The 19,977-nt window shown below is 69.9% G+C and carries 18 protein-coding genes and 1 riboswitch; of the genes, 11 read left to right on the plus strand and 7 right to left on the minus strand.

The features are described 5' to 3' along the window. The first annotated feature begins 14 nt into the window (after positions 1-14). The 6 genes from ACIBVQ_RS03005 (at position 15) to rpe (ending at position 7,181) form a co-directional block, all read left to right on the plus strand. The gene (locus ACIBVQ_RS03005) at positions 15-1,403 is read left to right on the plus strand and encodes a hypothetical protein (protein ID WP_352008960.1); all 1,389 of its coding nucleotides are present in this window, start codon (positions 15-17) and stop codon (positions 1,401-1,403) included. Between the two features lie 497 nt (positions 1,404-1,900). Next, a complete protein-coding gene (def, locus tag ACIBVQ_RS03010; protein ID WP_352008961.1) occupies positions 1,901-2,449 on the plus strand; it encodes a peptide deformylase in 549 nt (182 codons plus the stop codon). A gap of 5 nt (positions 2,450-2,454) precedes the next feature. Then, a complete protein-coding gene (gene fmt, locus ACIBVQ_RS03015; protein WP_399175236.1) occupies positions 2,455-3,384 on the plus strand; it encodes a methionyl-tRNA formyltransferase in 930 nt (309 codons plus the stop codon). Positions 3,385-3,387: 3 nt separating this feature from the next. Further along, on the plus strand, positions 3,388-4,848 hold the full coding sequence (locus ACIBVQ_RS03020; protein WP_399175238.1) for an RsmB/NOP family class I SAM-dependent RNA methyltransferase: 1,461 nt from the start codon (positions 3,388-3,390) through the stop codon (positions 4,846-4,848). Positions 4,849-5,140: 292 nt separating this feature from the next. Next, on the plus strand, positions 5,141-6,460 hold the full coding sequence (locus tag ACIBVQ_RS03025) for an asparagine synthetase B family protein (RefSeq protein ID WP_399175240.1): 1,320 nt from the start codon (positions 5,141-5,143) through the stop codon (positions 6,458-6,460). A 64-nt stretch (positions 6,461-6,524) separates the two neighbouring features. Then, a complete protein-coding gene (gene rpe, locus ACIBVQ_RS03030; RefSeq protein ID WP_352008965.1) occupies positions 6,525-7,181 on the plus strand; it encodes a ribulose-phosphate 3-epimerase in 657 nt (218 codons plus the stop codon). Positions 7,182-7,269: 88 nt separating this feature from the next. Here rpe and ACIBVQ_RS03035 read toward each other — a convergent pair whose 3' ends face one another. The 5 genes from ACIBVQ_RS03035 to ACIBVQ_RS03055 form a co-directional block, all read right to left on the minus strand. Next, positions 7,270-8,304 (minus strand): oligopeptide/dipeptide ABC transporter ATP-binding protein, encoded by a 1,035-nt coding sequence (locus ACIBVQ_RS03035; RefSeq protein WP_352008966.1) that lies wholly within the window; start codon positions 8,302-8,304, stop codon positions 7,270-7,272. 61 nt (positions 8,305-8,365) lie between these two features. Beyond that, on the minus strand, positions 8,366-9,367 hold the full coding sequence (locus ACIBVQ_RS03040) for an ABC transporter ATP-binding protein (protein WP_352008967.1): 1,002 nt from the start codon (positions 9,365-9,367) through the stop codon (positions 8,366-8,368). Between the two features lie 12 nt (positions 9,368-9,379). Further along, on the minus strand, positions 9,380-10,360 hold the full coding sequence (locus tag ACIBVQ_RS03045) for an ABC transporter permease (RefSeq protein WP_399175243.1): 981 nt from the start codon (positions 10,358-10,360) through the stop codon (positions 9,380-9,382). 100 nt (positions 10,361-10,460) lie between these two features. Beyond that, the gene (locus ACIBVQ_RS03050) at positions 10,461-12,251 is read right to left on the minus strand and encodes an ABC transporter substrate-binding protein (RefSeq protein WP_386189980.1); all 1,791 of its coding nucleotides are present in this window, start codon (positions 12,249-12,251) and stop codon (positions 10,461-10,463) included. A gap of 33 nt (positions 12,252-12,284) precedes the next feature. After that, the gene (locus ACIBVQ_RS03055; RefSeq protein WP_362778594.1) at positions 12,285-13,238 is read right to left on the minus strand and encodes an ABC transporter permease; all 954 of its coding nucleotides are present in this window, start codon (positions 13,236-13,238) and stop codon (positions 12,285-12,287) included. A gap of 565 nt (positions 13,239-13,803) precedes the next feature. After that, a riboswitch (FMN riboswitch) is annotated at positions 13,804-13,934 on the plus strand. A gap of 390 nt (positions 13,935-14,324) precedes the next feature. Between ACIBVQ_RS03055 and ACIBVQ_RS03060 the strand changes: the two genes are divergently transcribed. The 5 genes from ACIBVQ_RS03060 (at position 14,325) to ACIBVQ_RS03080 (ending at position 17,858) form a co-directional block, all read left to right on the plus strand. After that, the gene (locus ACIBVQ_RS03060) at positions 14,325-14,933 is read left to right on the plus strand and encodes a riboflavin synthase (RefSeq protein ID WP_352008971.1); all 609 of its coding nucleotides are present in this window, start codon (positions 14,325-14,327) and stop codon (positions 14,931-14,933) included. Beyond that, on the plus strand, positions 14,930-15,592 hold the full coding sequence (locus ACIBVQ_RS03065; RefSeq protein WP_399175246.1) for a nicotinamide riboside transporter PnuC: 663 nt from the start codon (positions 14,930-14,932) through the stop codon (positions 15,590-15,592). Before ACIBVQ_RS03060 ends, ACIBVQ_RS03065 begins: the two co-directional genes overlap by 4 nt. Continuing rightward, entirely contained in the window at positions 15,589-16,803 is a 1,215-nt protein-coding gene (locus ACIBVQ_RS03070) for a bifunctional 3,4-dihydroxy-2-butanone-4-phosphate synthase/GTP cyclohydrolase II (protein ID WP_352008973.1), read from the plus strand. The genes ACIBVQ_RS03065 and ACIBVQ_RS03070 overlap by 4 nt, the downstream gene beginning before the upstream one ends. After that, on the plus strand, positions 16,800-17,273 hold the full coding sequence (ribH, locus tag ACIBVQ_RS03075; protein ID WP_399175248.1) for a 6,7-dimethyl-8-ribityllumazine synthase: 474 nt from the start codon (positions 16,800-16,802) through the stop codon (positions 17,271-17,273). The genes ACIBVQ_RS03070 and ribH overlap by 4 nt, the downstream gene beginning before the upstream one ends. Positions 17,274-17,369: 96 nt before the next feature. After that, positions 17,370-17,858, plus strand: coding sequence for a PH domain-containing protein (locus ACIBVQ_RS03080; RefSeq protein ID WP_362916579.1), 489 nt, complete (start codon positions 17,370-17,372; stop codon positions 17,856-17,858). Between the two features lie 43 nt (positions 17,859-17,901). On the opposite strand, the gene ACIBVQ_RS03085 is transcribed toward ACIBVQ_RS03080, so the two are convergent. Both ACIBVQ_RS03085 and ACIBVQ_RS03090 read right to left on the minus strand, forming a co-directional pair. Beyond that, positions 17,902-18,570 carry a TrkA family potassium uptake protein gene (locus ACIBVQ_RS03085; protein WP_352008976.1) on the minus strand — a complete coding sequence of 223 codons (669 nt, stop codon included), beginning with the start codon at positions 18,568-18,570 and terminating at the stop codon, positions 17,902-17,904. Next, positions 18,563-19,903 (minus strand): TrkH family potassium uptake protein, encoded by a 1,341-nt coding sequence (locus ACIBVQ_RS03090; RefSeq protein ID WP_399175250.1) that lies wholly within the window; start codon positions 19,901-19,903, stop codon positions 18,563-18,565. Before ACIBVQ_RS03090 ends, ACIBVQ_RS03085 begins: the two co-directional genes overlap by 8 nt. Between the last annotated feature and the right edge of the window lie 74 nt (positions 19,904-19,977).

Raw genomic sequence — 19,977 nt, forward strand, 5'->3', positions numbered from 1 at the left:
AGTAAGTTTCACGAGTGGCAAAGAGCGGGAACACGGGCAACGTCTTCGACCTCGGCGAGTTGCGCAGGCTCGTCGGCGAGCTCGGGGCGGCACCCGGAGAGCTGCGCGCGGCCGTGCTCGACGCGGTCGGCGCCACCGAGGCGGACGGCGACTGCGACTGCTCCGACTGCGGCACCGAGGTGCTGAGCTTCCCACCGGTCGAGCTGGCCGCCGACGGCGAGCTGGCCGAGGCCGTGCTGAGGGTCCCCCTGGTGCTGGACGCCCAGCGGCTGGCCGTCTGGACCGGCACCAGGCCGGTGACCCCGGAGGGCCTGCTGCCCGACCCCTTCCTGGCGTGCGCCGAGCTCGGCCTGCCCGGCCCGGCTCGGTTGCACCTGCTGTGGGTCGTCGCGGTCAACACCGGCATGCTCCGCATCTCCAGGGGCATGGCGACGGAGGGTCCGCTGGCGCTGTCGGCAGAGCTGCCGCACCGGGCGATGCTGGAGTTCTGGGACGGCGTGGTCATGGACGTGCTCGACCGGGCGGACGAGGGCCTCACCGGCTCCGCCGTGGTCGACGACCACCTGGCCGAGATGCTCGCCACGATGTACGCCGTGAGCGACGGCCTGTCCGCCGCCACCCTCGTCAAGGGCATCCTCCAGTCGCACGAGGTGGCCTGCCAGGCCCGCCCCGCCGAGATGCGGGCGCTGAGCGCCTCCCTGCCCGGCGAACTGGACGCCGCGCTGTCCCTGCTCGGCTACTGCGGTCTCATCGAGCCGTCCGAGACGGGCAGGCCGAGGCTGACCCCCCTGGGCGTCTGGGCCGTCCGCCAGGACCTCATCCGTGAGGGCCACGACGCGCCGACGGGGGCCGAGGTCGCCGTCTTCGCCGACCTGGGCGCAACCGAGCTGGTCGACGCCATCATCAAGCGCTCCGCGGCTCCCAGCGCCGTCACCGTCTGGCTTGAGTCCCGCACCCCGGAGACCGCCGCCCGCGAACTGGTCAGGGTCGCCGCCTCGGGTACGGCCGGCCAGCGCGGCACCGTCGGCACGATCCTCGAAGAGCTGGGCCCCGAGGCGGAGGCCCCCCTCAGGGAGGCGCTCCAGGAGCCGTCCCTGTGGCGTTACGCCGCCTCCTGGCTGCACATCCGCGACCTCCCGGCCCCGGCCCTCGCCCAGGAGGACCGCACCTGGATCGCCGTCGACACGCTCGCCTCGCTGGCCCAGCTCGGCAGGACGGCCGAGGCGATCCGCGAGTTCGACGCGCTCGAACCCGGTGAGGACCTGGTCAGGCTGGCCGAGGAGATGGCCGCGGCCGACCACCCCGACACCATCGCCGTGCTCGACCTGCTGGGTGCCCGTCACCCGGACCCCACGGTCGCCAAGGCGGCCCGCAAGGCGGCGATGAAAACCCGCTCTAGGTGATATGGCGGTGCCTTCGGCACCGCGGGCTCGGGCGCTGTGTCTCTTTGCGACGCCTTGCGGCGTCGCGGGCTCGGGCGCTTCGAGCCGACGCTTTCCCTCGTCACTCATCCGCTTCGCTCCTTCGCTCCTCAGTCCAAGCGTCGGCGCGCCCAAGCCGAGACCCCTCACTCCCGGCACCGGGGCGCCGGAACCGACTCTGAGCGGGACGGCCGACAACGTCCGAGAGCGAGGAGTCCAGCGTGGACTTACCGGCACCGGGCGCGAAAGGTTGGTCTGTGCCTTACCGGCGCCGTGTGTGAGGAGTGTCCGGCTTGGGCGCGCCGACGCTTGGACTGAGGAACGCAGGAGCGAAGCGACGGAGTGACGAGGGAAAGCGCCGACTCGGGGCGCCCAAGCCCCGCGACGCCGTCAGGCGGAGCAAGGAGACACAGCCCGCGACGCCGCAGGCGTCGCAAAAGATACACTGAGGCTTCCGAAAAGCACTGAGGAGATCCCTGTTGGCCATTCAGCCGATCCGTCTTTTCGGCGACCCGGTGTTGCGTACGCCGGCGGAGCCGGTGAAGGACTTCGACAAGGAGCTGCGCAGGCTCGTCAAGGACCTCACGGACACGATGATGGACGCGCCGGGGGCCGGGCTCGCGGCGCCGCAGATCGGGGTCGGCCTGCGGGTGTTCACCTACTACGTCGACAACCAGCTCGGTCATCTGATCAATCCCGACCTCGACCTGTCCGAGGAGAAGGACGAGGAGGGTGAGGAGGGCTGCCTGTCCTTCCCCGGTCTGTCGTTCCCGACCCCCAGGGCGATCAGGGCCGTGGCGACGGGGTTCAACATGCACGGTGACCCCGTCACGCTTGAGGGCACCGACCTCATGGCGCGCTGTTTCCAGCATGAGACCGACCACCTCGACGGGGTGCTCTTCATCGACCGGATGGACCTCAAGCAGCGCAAGCTCGCGATGAGGGAGATCCGCGCGGCCGAGTGGAGCGGTCTGTCCGCCCCCGCGTTCAAGTTCTCCCCGCACGCGACCCACGGGAAGGCTCTGTAGGAACCTTGCGTCTGGTCTTCGCCGGAACTCCGGAAACCGCCCTGCCCTCGTTGAGGGCCCTGCTCGGCTCGCCGCGCCACGAGGTCGCCGCCGTCGTCACCCGCCCGGACGCCCAGTCGGGCCGGGGCCGCAAGCTTCAGCCGAGTCCGGTCGCCGAGCTGGCGCAGGAGGCGGGGGTGGAGATCCTCAGACCGGTCAGGGCGGGGGACCCCGAGTTCCTCGACCGGCTGCGGCTGATCGCCCCCGACTGCTGTCCCGTCGTCGCCTACGGGGCTCTGCTGCCGCAGAGCGCCTTGGACATCCCGCCTCGCGGGTGGGTCAACCTTCATTTCTCGCTGCTGCCCGCCTGGCGGGGCGCCGCGCCCGTGCAGCACGCCGTACTGCACGGTGACGAGATCACCGGCGCGGCCACCTTCCAGATCGTCAGAGAGCTGGACGCGGGACCGGTCTACGGCGTGGTCACCGAGGAGGTCAGGCCCGCCGACACCAGCGGGGAGCTGCTGGCCAGGCTCGCCGAGTCGGGCGCCGGGCTGCTGGCCGCGACCCTCGACGGCATCGAGGACGGCACGCTGGAGGCGGTGCCCCAGCCCGCTGAGGGGGTGAGCCTCGCCCCGAAGATCACTGTGGACGACGCCAGGGTGGACTGGTCGGCGCCCGCCATGCGGGTCGACCGGCTGATCCGGGCCTGTTCCCCCGCCCCCGGCGCCTGGACGGAGTTCCGCGGGCTGCGGGTCAAGCTCGGCCCGGTGCGGCCCGCGCCCGGAGTGCCCTCGCTCGCCCCGGGGCGGATCGCGGCCTCGAAGAACACGGTGCTGGTCGGCACCGCGACGCACCCGGTCGAGCTGGGTGAGGTGCGGCCACAGGGCAAGCGCGCGATGAGCGCGGGGGAGTGGGCCCGCGGCGTGCGGCTCACCGAAGACGATCGGCTGGGCTAGGACATGAACGAGCGGGGGAGCGGCGGCCGCCGCGCGGCGGGCCACTCACGGGACGATCAGGCCGCCTCTCACGGCGGCGGAGAGCGGCGGGGGGCGGGTCGGGGGAACAGGCGCCCGCGCCCGCCGAAGCCGGTCCGTGACGAGGCCAGGAACGTCGCCTACGACCTGTTGCGCGCGGTGGACGAGCGGGACGCCTACGCCAACCTGCTGATGCCCGCCCTGCTGAGGGAGCGCCGGCTCTCCGGGCGTGACGCGGGCCTGGCGACCGAGCTGGCCTACGGGACGCTGCGCGGGCTGGGCACCTACGACGAGGTCATCGCCGCCTGCAGTGACCGTCCCCCCGAGGACCTCGATCCGCCGCTGCTCGACGCGATCCGGCTCGGCGTGCACCAGTTGCTCAAGACGCGTGTCCCGCCGCACGCCGCCGTCGGCACGACCGTCGACCTGGTGCGGCTGCGGGTGGGTACAGGCGCGTCGAAATACGCCAACGCGGTGCTCAGGAAGGTCGCGGGCCGTTCGCTCGACCAGTGGGTCCCGATCGTGGCTCCCGATCCCGAGCAGGATCCGGTCGGCCACCTGGCGGTCGCCCACAGCCACCCCCGGTGGATCGTCAACGCGCTGCGCGACGCCGTCGGCGGTGGTTTCGACGAGACCGCCGCCCTGCTGGCCGCCGACAACGAGCGTCCCCGCGTCACCCTGGTCGCCCGTCCCGGACGGGCCTCGGTCGAGGAACTCCTGGCCTCGGGCGCCGAGCCTGGCGAGTACTCCCCGTACGCGGCCTACCTGAAGGAGGGTGATCCGGGCTCCATCCTGGCGGTGGCCGAGGGGCGCGCCGCCGTACAGGACGAGGCGAGTCAGCTGGTCGCGCTGGCGCTGACGCGGGTCCCGGTCGAGGGCGGGGACAGCCGCTGGTTCGACATGTGCGCCGGTCCCGGCGGGAAGGCGGGCCTGCTGGACGCGCTGGCCGTACGGGGCGGGGCGAGGCTGCTGGCGGCCGAGCTGCAGTACCACCGCGCCCGTCTGGTCAGGCAGGCCACCCGTCAGGCCGCGGTGGTCGCCGCGGACGGTACGGTGCCCGCCTGGCGGCCGGGTGTCTTCGACCGGGTCATGGTCGACGCGCCCTGCACCGGTCTCGGCGCGCTGCGCCGCCGCCCCGAGGCGCGCTGGCGCCGTGATCCCCGTAGCCTTCCCGAGCTGGGCGCGCTCCAGCGGGAGCTGCTCTCGCACGCCCTGGAGGCCGTCCGTCCCGGAGGGGTCGTCGCCTACGTGACCTGTTCGCCGCATCTGGCGGAGACGGTGGCCGTCGTGGGCGACGCGCTGCGCGGCCGTGCGGACGCCGAGGCGCTGGACGCCCGTGCCTTCCTGCCCGGCGTCGAGGGGCTGGGTGAGGGGCCGTACGCGCAGTTCTGGCCGCACCGCCACGGTACGGACGCGATGTTCCTCGCCCTGCTGCGCCGCCGGTAACGGGATTTGAACTCTTTGTGAAGATAGGTTAAGGAAGTCCGAATCTTGCCCCCACGTTGAGATGAATATCGGTTCTGCGGACAATGCAGGAAATCGCCGATAGGACGTGGGGATTTACTGATGTGTGGAATCTCCGGGTGGGTGGACTTCGAGCGTGACCTTGGGTCGTCCCGGGACGTCGCGCAGGCCATGACCGACACGATGGCCTGCCGGGGGCCCGACGACGAGGGGTTGTGGACGGTTCGGTTCGGAGCCGAAGGCGATCCTCGCCAACCCGCTCGCCCAGCCCGCCGTGGTCGACCTCGACGGCCTGCGGGAGATCTACGCGTTCAGTAAGACGCCCGGACACGCCGTCTACCGGGGAATGCACGAGGTGCGGCCAGGCCAGGTGATCCGGGTGAGCCGTGCGGGCCTGAGCAGGCGGTTCTACTGGCGGCTTGAGGCCCGCGAGCACCCCCACGACCTCGGGACGACCGTACGGACGGTGCGCGGGATGCTGGAGGACGTCGTCGGGCGCCAGCTGGTCTCCGACGTGCCGTTGTGCACCCTGCTGTCCGGCGGCCTCGATTCGAGCACGGTCACCGCGCTGGCCATGGACCGGCTGCGGAAGGAGGGCAAGGAGGGGGTCCGCTCCTTCTCCGTCGACTTCGCCGGCTACGACGAGAACTTCACCCCGGACGCGATTCGCTCGACCCCGGACACGCCGTACGTCCTCGACGTCGTCCGGCACGTCGGCTCCGACCACACCTCCATCGTCCTGGACCCGGCCGACCTCATGGACCCCGCCGCGCGCGCCGCCGTACTGCGGGCGCGCGATCTGCCGCTCGGGCTCGGCGACATGGACACCTCGCTCTACCTGCTGTTCAGGGCGATCAGGGAGCACTCGACGGTCGCGTTGTCCGGGGAGTCGGCCGACGAGGTCTTCGGCGGCTACCGCTGGTTCCACGAACCGGCCGCGGTCGGCGGCGACACCTTCCCGTGGCTGGCGATGCCGGGCGTCGAGCGGTTCAACGGGGTGGTCGGGATCCTCAGCGAGGAGCTGCTGCGGGAACTCGACCTGCCCGCCTACCGCGCCAGGCGCTACCGGGAGGCGCTCGACGAGGTGCCCAGGCTGGCAGGGGAGGGCGGGCTGGAGCGGCGGATGCGGGAGATCGGCTACCTGAACCTGACCCGCTTCGTGCAGAACCTCCTCGACCGCAAGGACCGGATGAGCATGGCCGTCGGCCTTGAGGTCCGGGTGCCGTTCTGCGACCACCGGCTGGTCGAGTACGTCTTCAACATCCCCTGGTCGATCAAGAGCTTCGACGGGCGCGAGAAGAGCGTGCTGCGCGCCGCGGCGGCGGACATCCTGCCCGGTTCGGTGCTCGAACGCCGAAAGAGTCCCTACCCCACGACCCAGGACCCCGCCTACGACCAGGCCCTCAGCAAGCAGGTCGCCGGGCTGCTCGACCGGGGTGGGGTCGCGGCCGCGCAGCTGGCCGACCTCGGCAGGGTGCGAGCCGTCCTCGACCGGCAGGAGGGGGAGGCGGACCTGGACGGCAGGGCGGCGCTGGACGGCTTCCTCGGGCTCAACGCCTGGCTTGAGGAGTACGACGTGCGGCTCAAACTCTGAGCGCGCGCGGGGGCTCCGCCCGCCCGGTGACCGGAGGGCGGCGCCCAATAGACTCGGCCGCACTATGGCCGTACAGATCTCGCCCAGCATCCTGTCCGCCGACTTCGCCCGCCTCGCGGAGGCGGCCGCGGCGGTGCCCAACGCCGACTGGTTGCACGTGGACGTCATGGACAACCATTTCGTGCCCAACCTGACCCTTGGTCTGCCCGTCGTCGAGTCGCTGCTCAAGGCGACCTCGACGCCGCTCGACTGCCACCTGATGATCGAGGACCCCGACCGCTGGGCACCTGCCTACGCCGAGGCGGGGGCGGGCAGCGTGACGATCCATGTGGAGGCCGCCAAGGCCCCGGTGCGCACCCTGCGGCAGATCCGCGCCGCGGGGGCCCGCGCCGGGCTCGCGCTGAACCCCGCCACGGCGGTCGAGCCGTACGAGGACCTGCTCGGCGAGGTCGACATGCTGCTGATGATGACCGTGGAGCCCGGCTTCGGCGGCCAGCGGTTCCTGGACATCGTGCTGCCCAAGATCCGCCGGGCCCGCGGGCTGATCGACGGGCACGGCGGCCAGATCTGGCTGCAGGTCGACGGCGGGGTCTCGGCCGAGACGATCGAGCGCTGCGCGGAGGCCGGGGCCGACGTGTTCGTCGCGGGCAGCGCCGTCTACGGCGCCGCCGACCCGGCCCGTGCGATCGACGAGCTGCGGTCGGCGGCGGAGAAGGCCTGACAGCCTCCAGACGTTCGAAGGCCCCGGGACGCCGTTTGGGCGGCCCCGGGGCCTTCGAGAAGCCGCGAGAGTGCGTGGAGCGGGCGGGCTAGCCCTGCAGGGCCGGGTCGAGGATCACGCCCTCGCCGCTGACGGTCGGCTCCTCGGGGAAGTGGCAGGCGGTCAGATGCCCCTCCTTGTTGCCCTCCAGCCGGACCAGGGGCGGCTCCTCGGTCGCGCACTTGTCCTGTGCCTTCCAGCAGCGGGTGCGGAAGCGGCAGCCGGACGGCGGGTCGATGGGGGAGGGCACGTCCCCGGCGAGGCGGATGCGCTCGCGGGCACCCGCCTCCGTGGTCGCCTCGGGCACCGCCGACAGCAACGCGTGGGTGTAGGGGTGCCGGGGGCGCTCGTAGAGGGAGGACCTGTCGGCTATCTCGACGATCTTGCCGAGGTACATGACCGCGACCCGCTGCGAGAAGTGCCTGACGATGGCCAGGTCGTGCGCGATGAACAGGAACGCGATCCCCAGGTCCCTCTGGAGCTGCTGGAGCAGGTTGACGACCTGCGCCTGGATCGAGACGTCAAGCGCGGAGACCGGCTCGTCGGCGATGATCAGCTTGGGGTTGAGGGCCAGCGCGCGGGCGACCCCGATGCGCTGGCGCTGACCGCCGGAGAACTCGTGCGGGAAGCGGTTGTAGTGCTCGGGGTTGAGACCGACGGTCTCCAGAAGCTCCTTGACGCGCTTCTCCCTGCCACCGGGCGGCTCGATGCCGTTGATCTCCATCGGGCCACTGATGATCGTGCCCACGGTGTGGCGGGGGTTGAGCGACGAGTACGGGTCCTGGAAGATCATCTGGATCTCGGACCTGATCGGCTTGAGCTCCTTGCGGCCTGCGTGCGTGATGTCGTGGCCCCGGTAGCGGATGGAGCCCCCGGTGGGTTCGAGCAACCGGGCGGCGAGCCGTCCCGTGGTCGACTTCCCGCAGCCTGACTCGCCGACCAGGCCGAGGGCCTCACCGGTGTGCACGGTCAGGTCGAGCCCGTCGACCGCGTGCACCTTGCCGACCTGCCGCTTGAAGATCAGCCCGCCCGTCACCGGGAAGTGCTTCTCCAGTCCGGACAGCTCCAGCAGTTCCTCGCTCACGCGTCCTCCCTCGCAGACGGCGTCCGCGAGCCGCCAAGCCCGTTCACTGGCCGTCCTTGCTTCACTTGTGGATCTCCCGCTTCTGGGCGAGGGTCAGATAGCACGCGTCGCCGTGGCCGCGGTGCGGGGACAGTTCGGGCCGCTCACCCTTGCACAGCTCGGGTCCCGCCTGGTCCATGTAGTCGCACCTGGGGTGGAACGGGCAGCCGGAGGGAACGTTGAGCAGGCTCGGCGGGGTGCCGCGGACCGGCTTGAGCGGGATGTCGACCGAGGAACTCAGCCGCGGCATCGAGCCGAGCAGACCCCAGGTGTAGGGGTGACGCGGGGTGTCGAGGACCTCCTTGACCGTGCCGCGCTCGACGGCCCGGCCCGCGTACATCACCAGCACGTTGTGCGCGGTGTTGGCGACCACGCCCAGGTCGTGCGTGATCATGATGATGGAGGTGCCGGTCTGGTCCTGGAGTTCCTTGAGCAGGTCCAGGATCTGGGCCTGCACGGTCACGTCAAGCGCGGTGGTCGGCTCGTCGGCGATCAGCAGGTCCGGGTCGCAGACCAGGGCCATCGCGATCATCGCGCGCTGCCGCATGCCGCCGGAGAACTGGTGCGGGTAGTCGTCCACACGGGTCTTCGGCTGCGGGATGCCGACCCGGGTCAGCATCTCGATCGCGCGGGCCCTGGACTCGGACTTGCTCGCGCCGGTGTGCTTGCGGTAGACCTCGCCGATCTGCCTGCCGATCGTGTGGTACGGCGAGAGCGCGGTCAGCGGGTCCTGGAAGATCATCGCGACCTTGTTGCCGCGAAGCTTCTCCATGGTGGACCGGGAGGCGCCGATCAGCTCCTGACCGTCGAGGTGGATCTCACCGCTGATCTTGGTGGTCTCCGGGTTGTGCAGGCCGAGCACGGTCAGGTTGGTCACCGATTTGCCGGATCCCGACTCGCCCACGATCCCCAGGGTGGTGCCCTTCTCCACGTCGAAGGAGAGCCCGTCCACCGCGTGGACGAGGCCGTCCTCGGTGTGGAAGTCGACGGTCAGGTCACGGACCGACAGGAACGGGTTCGACACTTCTTCCAGCTCCTAGCTCAGCCGCACGCGGGGGTCGATGACGGCGTACAAGACGTCCACGATGATGTTGAACACGACGATGGCGCCTGCGGCCACCATCACCGTCGCCATCAGCATAGGCAGGTCCGAGCTCCAGACGGCCCTGATGGACAGCTGCCCGATTCCCTGCAGGCCGAAGGTCTGCTCGGTGATGATCGCGCCGCCGATCAGGGTGCCCAGGTCGACGCCGAGGATGGTGACGATGGTGATCAGGGTGCCGCGCAGTGCGAACCTCATCACGACCGAGCGGTTCTGCATGCCCTTGGCCCGAGCCGTCCTGACGTAGTCCTCGGAGAGCTGCTCCACCATCGTCGAACGGGTCATACGGGTGTAGTTGGCGGTGAAGATGATCGCCAGCACCACCCAGGGCAGCATCAGCCCCATCGCCCAGTCCAGCGGGTTCTCGGTGATGGGGACGTAGCGCGGCTGCCGCAGGATGTGGTTGTGGTAGACGAGGAAGTACAGCGCCAGCGTGCCGACGAAGTAGATCTGCAGCGAGGCGCCGATCAGGGAGGAGACGCTGGCGATCTTGTCCAGCGCCTTGCCCTGCCTGAGCGCCGCGACGATACCGGTCGCCACTCCGAACAGGAGGAAGACGACGGCCGCGCCGATCGTCAGCGAGACGGTCAACGGCATGCGGTCGAGGATCGTGTCCAGCACCGGGGCCTTGTTGACGAAGGAGAACCCCAGGCAGGGGGCGGCGCAGTTGCCCAGGCCCTCGTAGTCGCGGCCGACGAAGATGCCGGCGACCCAGGTCAGGAACTGCACGAACAGCGGCTGGTCCAGTCCCAGGTTGTGCCGCGCCTGCTCCAGCAGCTCGGGCGGGCAGACCTTGCCGCAGGCGAGCCGGGCGGGGTCGGCTGGAACGGCGAAGAAAAGGAAGAACGTGCACGCGGCGATGATCAGCAGGGTGACCACGGCGCCGAGGGTGCGGCGAGTGATGAATCGAAACATGGCCCGTTTCCCGACGGTTGCTGGGAGACCGCCGCGGGGGCCGTGAAGCCCCCGCGGGCCGTGGCCCCGCCTGTCAGCGGGGCCACGGCCTTTGCCGTCTCTACGGCTTCACGAAGATGGTGTCCGGCTGAACGATCCACTGCTGCGGGTCGATCTCGGCACCGCCCACCTTGGAACCGTGGAGCATGGTGGCGATCCGGTTCTCCGCGACGACCAGCGGGGTGATCGTCTCCTGGATCTTCTTGTCGAGCGCCATCCACGCGGCGTTGGCCGCGTCGATGTCCGTCATGGCGGTGATCTTGTCCATCTCGGCGGTGAGCGCCGGGTCCTTCAGGTGCGAGTAGTTGGGCGCACCCTCGGCGACCGGGCCGAAGATGATCGGGAGCACCGTGGAGCCGGACGGCCAGTCGGCGCCCCAGCCGCCCCAGTACATGTCGAACTGGTTGCCGAGCTTGCCGATCGAGTCGTAGTAGGTCTTGCGGTCGAGCGGCTTGGCCACGACGTTGATGCCGGCCTTCGCCAGGGCGCTCTTGATCGCGACGGTCACCTGCTCCTGGACCGGCGTCTGGTTGTAGGCGTAGACGATGGTCGGCGTCGGGGTGCTGGTCTGAGCCAGCAGCTCCTTGGCCTTCTCGACGTCACCCTCGGGCTTGGTCTCCTTGTTGAACAGGTCGTAGGACTGGTAGCCGACCGTGGTGTTCTCGTTGAGAATCGTGGTCGGCAGCGCCGCGGCGGCCGGGCCGCCCATGACCTGCTGGATCTGCTTGGACGGCCAGGCGTAGTTGATGGCCTGACGGACCTTGGGGTCCTTCACCCGGTCAAGGTTGAAGTAGTAGTAGTTGCCGTACGGCGAGGGGCTGTTCATCCGGCGGGAGGCCAGGTTGGGGTCGCTCAGCACCTGCTGCAGACGCTCCGGCGGCGTCGAGGCGTAGAAGGTGAAGGCGGTCTGGTCGGCGCCGGAGTCCGCCACGAGGCGGTCGGTCACCTGCAGGGCCTCGAAGCCGAACTCAAGGTGCCACTTGTCCGGGTAGGCGCCGCGGATCGGGTCGGTCGCCGGGTCCCAGTTCGGGTTGCGCTCAAGGTCCATGGTCTTGTCGACCACGTGCGACTTGATGATGTACGGCCCGCTGGAGACAGGCTCCTTGTCGTACTGCTCCTTGGTGTCCTTGGCCTTGGGCACGATGCCGTAACCGGCCATGGCGAAGGCGTAGGCCGCGTCGGCGTGCGGCGTCTTGAACTTGTAGATGATCGTCTTGTCGTCCGGCGTCTCGATCGCGTCGAGTTCCTTGCCGTCGTACGGGCCGGGATAGGCCTTCTTGAAGTCGACGTCGGTCAGCCACTGCTGGATGTAGGTGGGGCCCTGGGTGACGAACGGCGCGAAGGTCCGCTCCATGCTCCACTTGACGTCCGCGGAGGTGATCGGCGTGCCGTCCTGCCACTTCACGCCGTCCTTCAGCGTGAACTTCCAGGTCTTGCCGCCGTCGGACTGGGTGCCGGTGTCGGTGGCCAGGTCGCCGACCAGCTTGAACTCGCCCTTGGCGACGCGCTTGTAGCCGGTCAGGGTGCGGGAGATCAGCCGGGCGAAGTTCGCCTCGGTGTTGACGTAGATCTGCGCGGGGTCGAGGTGGGAGAAGTCGTCACGGTCGATCATCGTGACCGTTCCGCCCTTGACGACGCCCTCCGGCGGGATCGCGGGTCCCTTGGAGTCCTCCGCGGTGCCCTGGGTGATGACCGCGGGCTTGTAGGCGGCGGCGGGGGCCGAGGAGGCACCGTTGGAGCTGCCGGACGGCTGGGCGGCCGGAGCCCCCTGGTTGCCCTCGGCGCAGGCGCTGGTGACGGCCAGCACACCGATGGCCAGGACGGCCACGGCTGACCGCTTTCTGACTGTCATCTCTCTCCTATCTGTTCAGCGCTTGAGCTGGGGCTAGCGCTTGAGCTTGGGGTCGAAGGCGTCGCGGACGGAGTCGCCGAGAAGGTTGAAGGCGATCACGAAGATCACCAGCGCGACGCCCGGGAAGATCAGGTACGTGATGTCGTTCTGGTAGACCTCGGTACCGCGCCGGAACATCCTGCCCCAGTCGGGGATCGGCTCGATCATGCCGACGCCGAGGAAGGACAGGGCGGCCTCCGAGGTGACCAGCGCGGGCAGCAGCAGCGTCGCCTGGATCAGGATCGGCGTCCACAGGTTGGGCAGCAGTTCCTTGAACACGATCCGCGCGGGGGAGGCGCCGGTCACCCGGGCGGCCTCGATGAACTCGCGTTCGCGGAGCGTGAGGACCTGGCCGCGCAACAGGCGGGCCAGACCGGCCCAGCCGAACAACGTCAGCACGAGCACCAGCGTCACGGCGCGCAGCCAGACCGGCGTCTCCTGGTCGGGACTGACGAAGAGGTTCTCCACCACGGGCATGAACGCGATGATGAACAGCACCGAGGGGAAGGACAGCACCGTGTCGATCACGCGGCCGATGACGTAGTCCGTCTTGCCACCGGAGTATCCGGCCACGATGCCGATCACGATGCCGATCAGCGTGGTGAGGATCGTCGTGATGAGCGCGATCAGCAGCGAGGTCCTGATTCCGTAGACCAGCTGGGTGAACACGTCACGGCCGAGGTTCGGCTCGATGCCGAACCAGAACTCCGAGCTGATGCCGCCGTTCGGGGCGATCGGATAGCCGAAGTCGTTGAGCAGGCCCGGGGTGTCCTGGCCGTAGAGGGTGTACGGGTCCTTGCCGTACAGCCAGGAGATCACCGGTGCGAGTATCGCCACCAGGATGAAGAAAATCACCACGATGGCCGAGGCGACCCCGGTCCGGTCACGGCGGAAGCGGAGCCACATCAGCTGCCCTGGTGAGCGGCCCACCGTTTCCGGTGCCTTCACCACGGGCGCCTCATCGGCGGTGGTCGCGGCAGGTGCAGGGATGGTCATCGTGCGGGAGCCCCCAACGAGCATGACTGAGCGGGATCTGGGGGAACCATTGCAAAACAGTCAGGGGCAAATCAATGGCCTAGCTGTTACTTGTTTTTTTGTTGTGCAATATAGATCAGGTTGTGGCTGCAATTCCATTGACCTGGGTGGGGGGTCGGATGGAATGATGAGATTCCCCACCGTCTCTTATTCACGGATTTGTGACATACCTATGACACGACCATGACGGTCTGTGTGGCCGTCGTGTCACCTCTCGTCGTGTGGTGTCCGCAGGTGGGGCGGAAGGCGGTCCGGCCGCCGGGTGAGTGCGTGAACGCGTGTTGACTATGGGTGACCCGTCCGGGTCCCGCTCGGCCCCCTGTGGCCCCGTGCCCCCTTCGCCCCTGTTCCCTTCGTACCACCGTGCCCGGCCCGGGCGCGAGGGTGCGCGGTGTGCCTCTCCCCGATGTCCGGTTGTTCCATCTGGTGGGAGGGGGACACGTCATCTTTTGCCGGACGTGGCACACTGGAGGGAGAGCAGCGTGCTCCGGGGTCGGTGAAATTCCGAGCCGGCGGTTACAGTCCGCGACCCGTCCGAAGCCATCGGCCGGTTGACCTGGTGAAACTCCAGGACCGACGGTCAAAGTCCGGATGGGAGGAAGCGCGCGGGCGGCAGGGACGTCCCTTGGTGGGGCGCCTCGCCGCCAATGGGTGTACGTGCCTGTGATCCCCCGGGGCCCGCCGTGGCAGAAAGCTACCGGCGAGTAGGAGTCCCGGATGTGTGGTCGGGCGCACCCGCGTCAGCCGACCGGCCTGCCCGCGCGTGGTCGCGGCGCCGCCGGTCCCCTCCTCCGTCTCGCCCGCCGTGTCCCCGCGATCTCCACGGCCTCTCCCGGTGAACCCGTACGGCCTGGCCGGCTTCCACGTGCCCACGTCCTGGGAAACGCCCGCCGTACCGGCTCCCCGGTCCCGGCAGGCCCCGTGAGGCCAGGAAGACGGGCGGCCCCGCGCGGGTTCACTCCCGATGTCATCTACGCACGCCCTGCGAAGGAGCTGTGAATGTTCACCGGAATCGTTGAGGAACTCGGCGAGATCGCGGAGATCGAGACGCTGCGCGACGCCGCCAGGCTGTCGATCCGCGGCGGGGTCGTCACCGGCGACGCCGGGCACGGCGACTCGATCGCCGTCAACGGGGTCTGCCTGACCGTGGTCGACGTCGAGGGGGAGGTCTTCACCGCCGACGTGATGAAGGAGACCCTGGACCGCAGCAGCCTGGGGGCCCTGCGCCCCGGCTCCAGGGTCAACCTGGAGCGCGCGGTCCGCGCCGACCAGCGCCTCGGCGGCCACATCGTGCAGGGCCACGTGGACGGTACCGGCGTGCTGCTCGCGCGTGAGCCGGACGAGCACTGGGAGGTCGTGCGGATCTCCCTGCCCGCCGCGCTGAACCGCTACGTCGTGGAGAAGGGCTCGATCGCCGTCGACGGGGTCAGCCTGACCGTGGTCGGCGTGGACGACGAGGGCTTCTCCGTCAGCCTCATCCCCACCACGCTGCGGCTGACCACCCTCGGCGCCAAGCAGCCGGGCGACCCGGTGAACCTCGAAGTCGACGTGATCGCCAAGCACGTGGAGCGGCTCGTCGGCGCCTACGCCCCCGGGAACGGGTCATGAACTGGGTGAACGAGGGCTTCCAGCTTCTCGGGGTCAAGGTCCTGTGGACCGACCTGGTCGGCAACGTGGCCGCGCTGGCCACCGTGCTGCTGGCGATCCGCAGATCGATATGGACCTGGCCGGTGCAGCTCACCGCCGCGGTCCTGCTGTTCATCACCTCCCTCAGCGCCCACATCACCGGCAACGCCCTCAAACAGCTCATGTTCGGCGGCCTGGCCGTCTACGGCTGGTGGCGCTGGACCCGCGGCACCCGGGCGGGCCAGGGCCTGGCCGTACGGCCCGCGACCGGCTGGGAACGGCTGGCGATGGCCGCCACGATGCTGCTGGGCACGGCCTTCGTCGGCGTGCTGTTCTTCGTGACCAAGCTCTCCTGGGGCGCGCTGGTGCCGCCGCCGAGGGGCTACCTGCTGGTCGCGGCGGACGCCTACATCTTCGTCGGCAGCGCCGTCGCCACCTGGGCCCAGGGGCGCGCGCTGGTGGACTTCTGGATCATCTGGGTGGCCGTGGACCTGGTCGGCGTGCCACTGGCCTTCAGCTCGGGTCTCGTCGTCTCGGGGGCCGTCTACGGGGTCTTCTTCGTCCTTGTCCTCATCGGACTCTTCAACTGGCTCAAGGAGTACCGGTCCAGGACCGTGCTCGTCCCCAAGGAGGCTGTGTGACCGAGCTTGACCCCATAGAGCGGGCGATCGCCGACATTCGCGAGGGCAGACCCGTCGTGGTGGTCGACGACGAGAACCGTGAGAACGAGGGTGACATCATCTTCGCCTCGGCCAAGGCGACACCGGAACTGCTGGCCTTCACCATCAGGCACACCAGCGGCGTGATCTGCGTCTCGCTGCCCGGTGAGGACCTCGACCGGCTCGGCCTGCCGTTGATGGTGCACGAGAACAGGGAACGCCTGCGCACCGCCTACACGATCAGCGTCGACGCCCGCGACGGGGTGACCACCGGCATCTCCGCCTCCGACCGCGCCAGGACGATCCGCACCCTGTGCGACTCGGCCACCGAGCCCGACGATCTGGTACGGCCCGGCCACGTCTTCCCGCTGCGCTACCGCGAGGGCGGCGTGCTGGTCAGGCGCGGCCACACCGAGGCGGCCGTGGACCTGGCCAGGCTGGCGGGGCTGCGGCCCTCCGGAGCCCTCGCCGAGGTCGTCAACGACGACGGGACCATGAAGCGGCTGCCCGAGCTGCGCGAGTTCTGCGACGAGCACGACCTGGCGCTGGTCTCCATCGAGCAGCTGGTCGAGTTCCGGCGCCGCACGGAACGGATGGTGAGCAGGGTCGCGGAGACCCGCCTGCCCAACGCGTACGGGATGTGGCGCGCCTACGGCTACGCCAGCGCCCTGGACGGCGGCGAGCACGTCGCCCTGGTCTACGGCGATCTGGAGGACGGGGAGAACATCCTGGTCAGGGCGCACTCCGAGTGCCTGACCGGGGACGTGTTCGGCTCCCTGCGGTGTGACTGCGGGGTCCAGCTCGACCACGCGATGTCGGAGATCGCCGCCGAGGGCCGTGGTGTCGTGGTGTACCTGCGCGGGCACGAGGGCCGTGGCATCGGGCTGCTGGCCAAGCTGCGGGCCTACGGCCTGCAGGACGCGGGCAGCGACACCGTGGACGCCAACCTGGAGCTCGGCCTGCCGGTCGACGCCAGGGAGTTCTCCAACGCCGGCCAGATCCTCGCCGACCTGGGGGTGAAGTCGGTCAGGCTGCTGACGAACAACCCCGCCAAGCTGCGGGGCATGGACGGCTACGGGGTCAAGGTCCTCGGCCGTGAGCCGATGCCCGTGGCGATGAACCCCCACAACGAGAGGTACCTGACGGCCAAGCGCGACCGTCTGGGCCACGAGATCAACAAGGAGAACGTATGAGCGGCGCGGGACGTCCCCAGGCCGAGGCCGTCGAAGCGGCCGGGCTGACCGTCGGCATCGTGGCCGCCCGCTGGCACGAGAAGATCACCGATCAGCTCGTGGCGCGGGCGGTGCTGGCCAGCACGGACAGCGGGGCGAGCGCGACGGTGATCCGCGTCGCCGGGTCCCTGGAGATCCCGGTCGTCGCCCAGGCGCTGGCCAGGCGCTGCGACGCCGTGGTCGCCCTGGGCGCGGTGATCCGCGGGGAGACCGCCCACTTCGACTACGTCTGCGAGTCGGTCACCTCGGGGCTCACCCGTGTCTCACTCGACGAGGGCACGCCGGTCGGCAACGGGGTGCTGACGTGCGACTCCCTCGACCAGGCCCTCGACCGCTCCGGACTGCCCGGCAGCCACGAGGACAAGGGCTACGAGGCCACCGTCGCGGCCCTGGAGACGGCGCTGCTGCTGCGGGACCTCAGGGACGCCTGAGGTTCCCGAGCGTCTTGGACGCGGGGCCGGCCGGGGCGTGCGGTAGGTTTCCTATCGCCGTGACCGGTGCTTTTCCCGAAGGAACGTGATCTCCAGGTGAGTCAAGAGAACGTCTCGCCCCCCGAGCTGCCCGTCGTGTGGCGGCCGAGGAAGGGACGCGTCGTGGCGTACGGCTTCGCCGGTTTGATCATCGTTGGAGCCGTGGTCCTGGCGATCCTCCTGCCGCCGCCGTTCACCGTGGTCGACAAGGTCGCGATGGTGGTGCTCGGCGCCGCCGTCGCCGGGGTGCTGCACCTGCTCGGCCGCTGCCGGGTCGAGGCGGACGAGAAGGGCGTCACCCTGGTCAACGCGCTGCGGGTGCACCGCTACGAGTGGCCGGAGGTGCTCGCGGTGACGCTGACCGACAGCGAGCCCTGGGCGAAGATCGACTTCACCGACGGCGCGACGATCGGCGCCATGGGGCTGCAGGGCTCGGAGAAGGAACGGACCGTCCAGCAGGTCCGTCAGCTCGCCGCGCTCATCAGGGAACGCGGCGAGGCCAGGGACGAGGGCGGTAGCGGCGGACGGGCCGGGGACGACGACTGAGGCCCGGCCTGCGCGGCCGGGCCGGAGACGACGCCGGGGCGTCTCAGGTCTCCTCGGCGAAACGCTCGGCCATACCCGTCTCGCCCGCGACCAGCAGAACCGTGTTCCCGTGGATGGCCGTGTCGGAGGTGGCGTAGGTGAACCTGCCGCCGGGGCTCTTGATCCCGACCACGGTCACGCCGTACTTCGTGCGGATGCCCAGCTCGCCCAGCGTCCTGCCCACCGCCCAGCCCGGCGCCTTGGTCTTGACCAGGGCGTAGCCCTCGTCGATCTCGACGTAGTCGAGCATCCGCCCGGTCACCAGGTGCGCGACCCGCTCTCCCATGTCGTACTCGGGCTGCACCACGTGGTGCGCGCCGACCCGGTCCAGGATCCGGCTGTGCTGGCGGCTGATCGACTTGGCCCAGATGTCCGGCACACCGAAGTCGGCCAGGATCGAGGTGGTCAGGATGCTCGCCTCGATGTCGCCGCCGATGCCGACCACGACCCTGCCGAACTCCTCGACGCCCAGCTGGGTCAGCGCGTCCGGGTCGGTCGAGTCCGCGCAGGCCACGTGCGTGAGCTGCCCGGACAGCTGCTGCACGATCTTGGGGTCGCTGTCCACGCCGAGCACCTCGACGCCGCGCTCGGCCAGTTCGAGCGCCAGCGCGCTGCCGAACCGGCCGAGGCCGATCACCGCGACCGCGTCGCCGCGGTCCTTCCTGTCAGCCAACGAGAGGGCCCTCCTCCGGATAACGGAACCTGCGGGTCTGGACGTGCAGCGCCAGCGCCGCGCCGAGTGTCACGGGCCCCAGTCTGCCGACGAACATCAGGACCGTCAGCACCAGGTGTCCCGGGGTGCCGAGATCGCCGGTTATCCCGGTGGACAGGCCGACCGTGCCGAACGCCGAGACCACCTCGAACAGCACCCGGTCGAGCTTGAACGGGGTGAGGGCCATCAGGACGAACGTGCCCAGCGCCACCGAGGCCACACTGAGCAGGGCGATGGTCAGCGCCTGGCGCTGGAGCTGCTCGGGCAGGCGGCGGCGGCCGACCGTGACGTCGGGCTCACCGCGCAGCTCGGCCAGGATGACGTAGCCGAGGAGCGCGAACGTCGTCACCTTGATGCCGCCGCCGGTGCTCGCGCTGCCCGCTCCGACGAACATCAGCACGTCGCTGATCAGCCAGGTGGTCTCGTGCATCTGTGAGACGTCCACGGAGTTCATGCCGCCGCTGCGGGTCATGGAGCTGTGGAAGAACGCCGCCATGATCCGCTGCCAGGGCGGCAGGCCTCCCAGGGTCGCGGAGTTCTCCCACTCGGTGAGGGCGACGGCCAGCGCCCCGCCGAACAGCAGGACCGCGGTCATCCCCACGGTGATCCTGGCGTGCAGCGACCAGAGCCTGGGACTGTGCCAGCCGCGGCGGAGCGCGGTGTAGACGGGGAAGCCGAGCCCCCCGACGACCACGGAGATAGCCAGTGGCAGGCAGATCCACGGGTCGTGGACGAAGCGCACGACGCCGTCCGGCCACAGGGTGAAGCCGGCGTTGGTGAAGGAGGAGACCGCGTGGAAGAGCCCCTGGTACAGGGCGCGGCCGGGCGACTCGCCGTACCCGATGAGGAAGCGGGCGGCCAGCACGGCCGTGGTCAGCGCCTCGACGGCCAGCGTCACCTTGGCGACGCCCGCGATCAGGCGGCGCACCTCGCCGGGGCCCAGGGTCCTGGTCTCGGCCTGGGCGTTGAGCCTGGCGCGCAGGCCGAGCTTGCCGGAGACGACCAGCGCCAGGATGGAGGCCATCGTCATGATCCCGAACCCGCCGATCTGCATCAGCGCCAGGATCACCAGCTCACCGAAGACCGACCAGTGCGTCGCGGTGTCCTGTACGGCCAGGCCGGTCACGCAGACCGCCGACGTCGCGGTGAAGAGCGCGGACGTCCACGACGCCGCCCGCCCGGCCTCGACCGCGACAGGCAGCGACAGCAGCGCCGAGCCCGACATGACCACGACCAGGAAGGCGGCCACGACGACCCTCGACGGCGTGTTGATCCGCCGCAGAACGTTCTTCACGAGGGGTGAGAATACGCCGGGGAGACGACCGCCACGTCCGCCCCACGTGCCCTGTCCCATCAGTGCCCCGTCGA

Origin of the sequence: Streptosporangium sp. NPDC049376 (assembly GCF_044466505.1) — a bacterium.
In the GTDB taxonomy this organism is placed as follows: Bacteria; Actinomycetota; Actinomycetes; order Streptosporangiales; family Streptosporangiaceae; genus Streptosporangium.

What these genes read in the sequence shown, in the direction of transcription:
- ACIBVQ_RS03020 (WP_399175238.1), top strand. Translation starts at nt 3,388, where the DNA reads ATGAACGAGCGGGGGAGCGGCGGCCGCCGCGCGGCGGGCCACTCACGG.
- ribH (WP_399175248.1), top strand. Translation starts at nt 16,800, where the DNA reads ATGAGCGGCGCGGGACGTCCCCAGGCCGAGGCCGTCGAAGCGGCCGGG.
- ACIBVQ_RS03050 (WP_386189980.1), bottom strand. Translation starts at nt 12,251, where the DNA reads ATGACAGTCAGAAAGCGGTCAGCCGTGGCCGTCCTGGCCATCGGTGTG.
- ACIBVQ_RS03060 (WP_352008971.1), top strand. Translation starts at nt 14,325, where the DNA reads ATGTTCACCGGAATCGTTGAGGAACTCGGCGAGATCGCGGAGATCGAG.
- rpe (WP_352008965.1), top strand. Translation starts at nt 6,525, where the DNA reads ATGGCCGTACAGATCTCGCCCAGCATCCTGTCCGCCGACTTCGCCCGC.
- ACIBVQ_RS03065 (WP_399175246.1), top strand. Translation starts at nt 14,930, where the DNA reads ATGAACTGGGTGAACGAGGGCTTCCAGCTTCTCGGGGTCAAGGTCCTG.
- ACIBVQ_RS03045 (WP_399175243.1), bottom strand. Translation starts at nt 10,360, where the DNA reads ATGTTTCGATTCATCACTCGCCGCACCCTCGGCGCCGTGGTCACCCTG.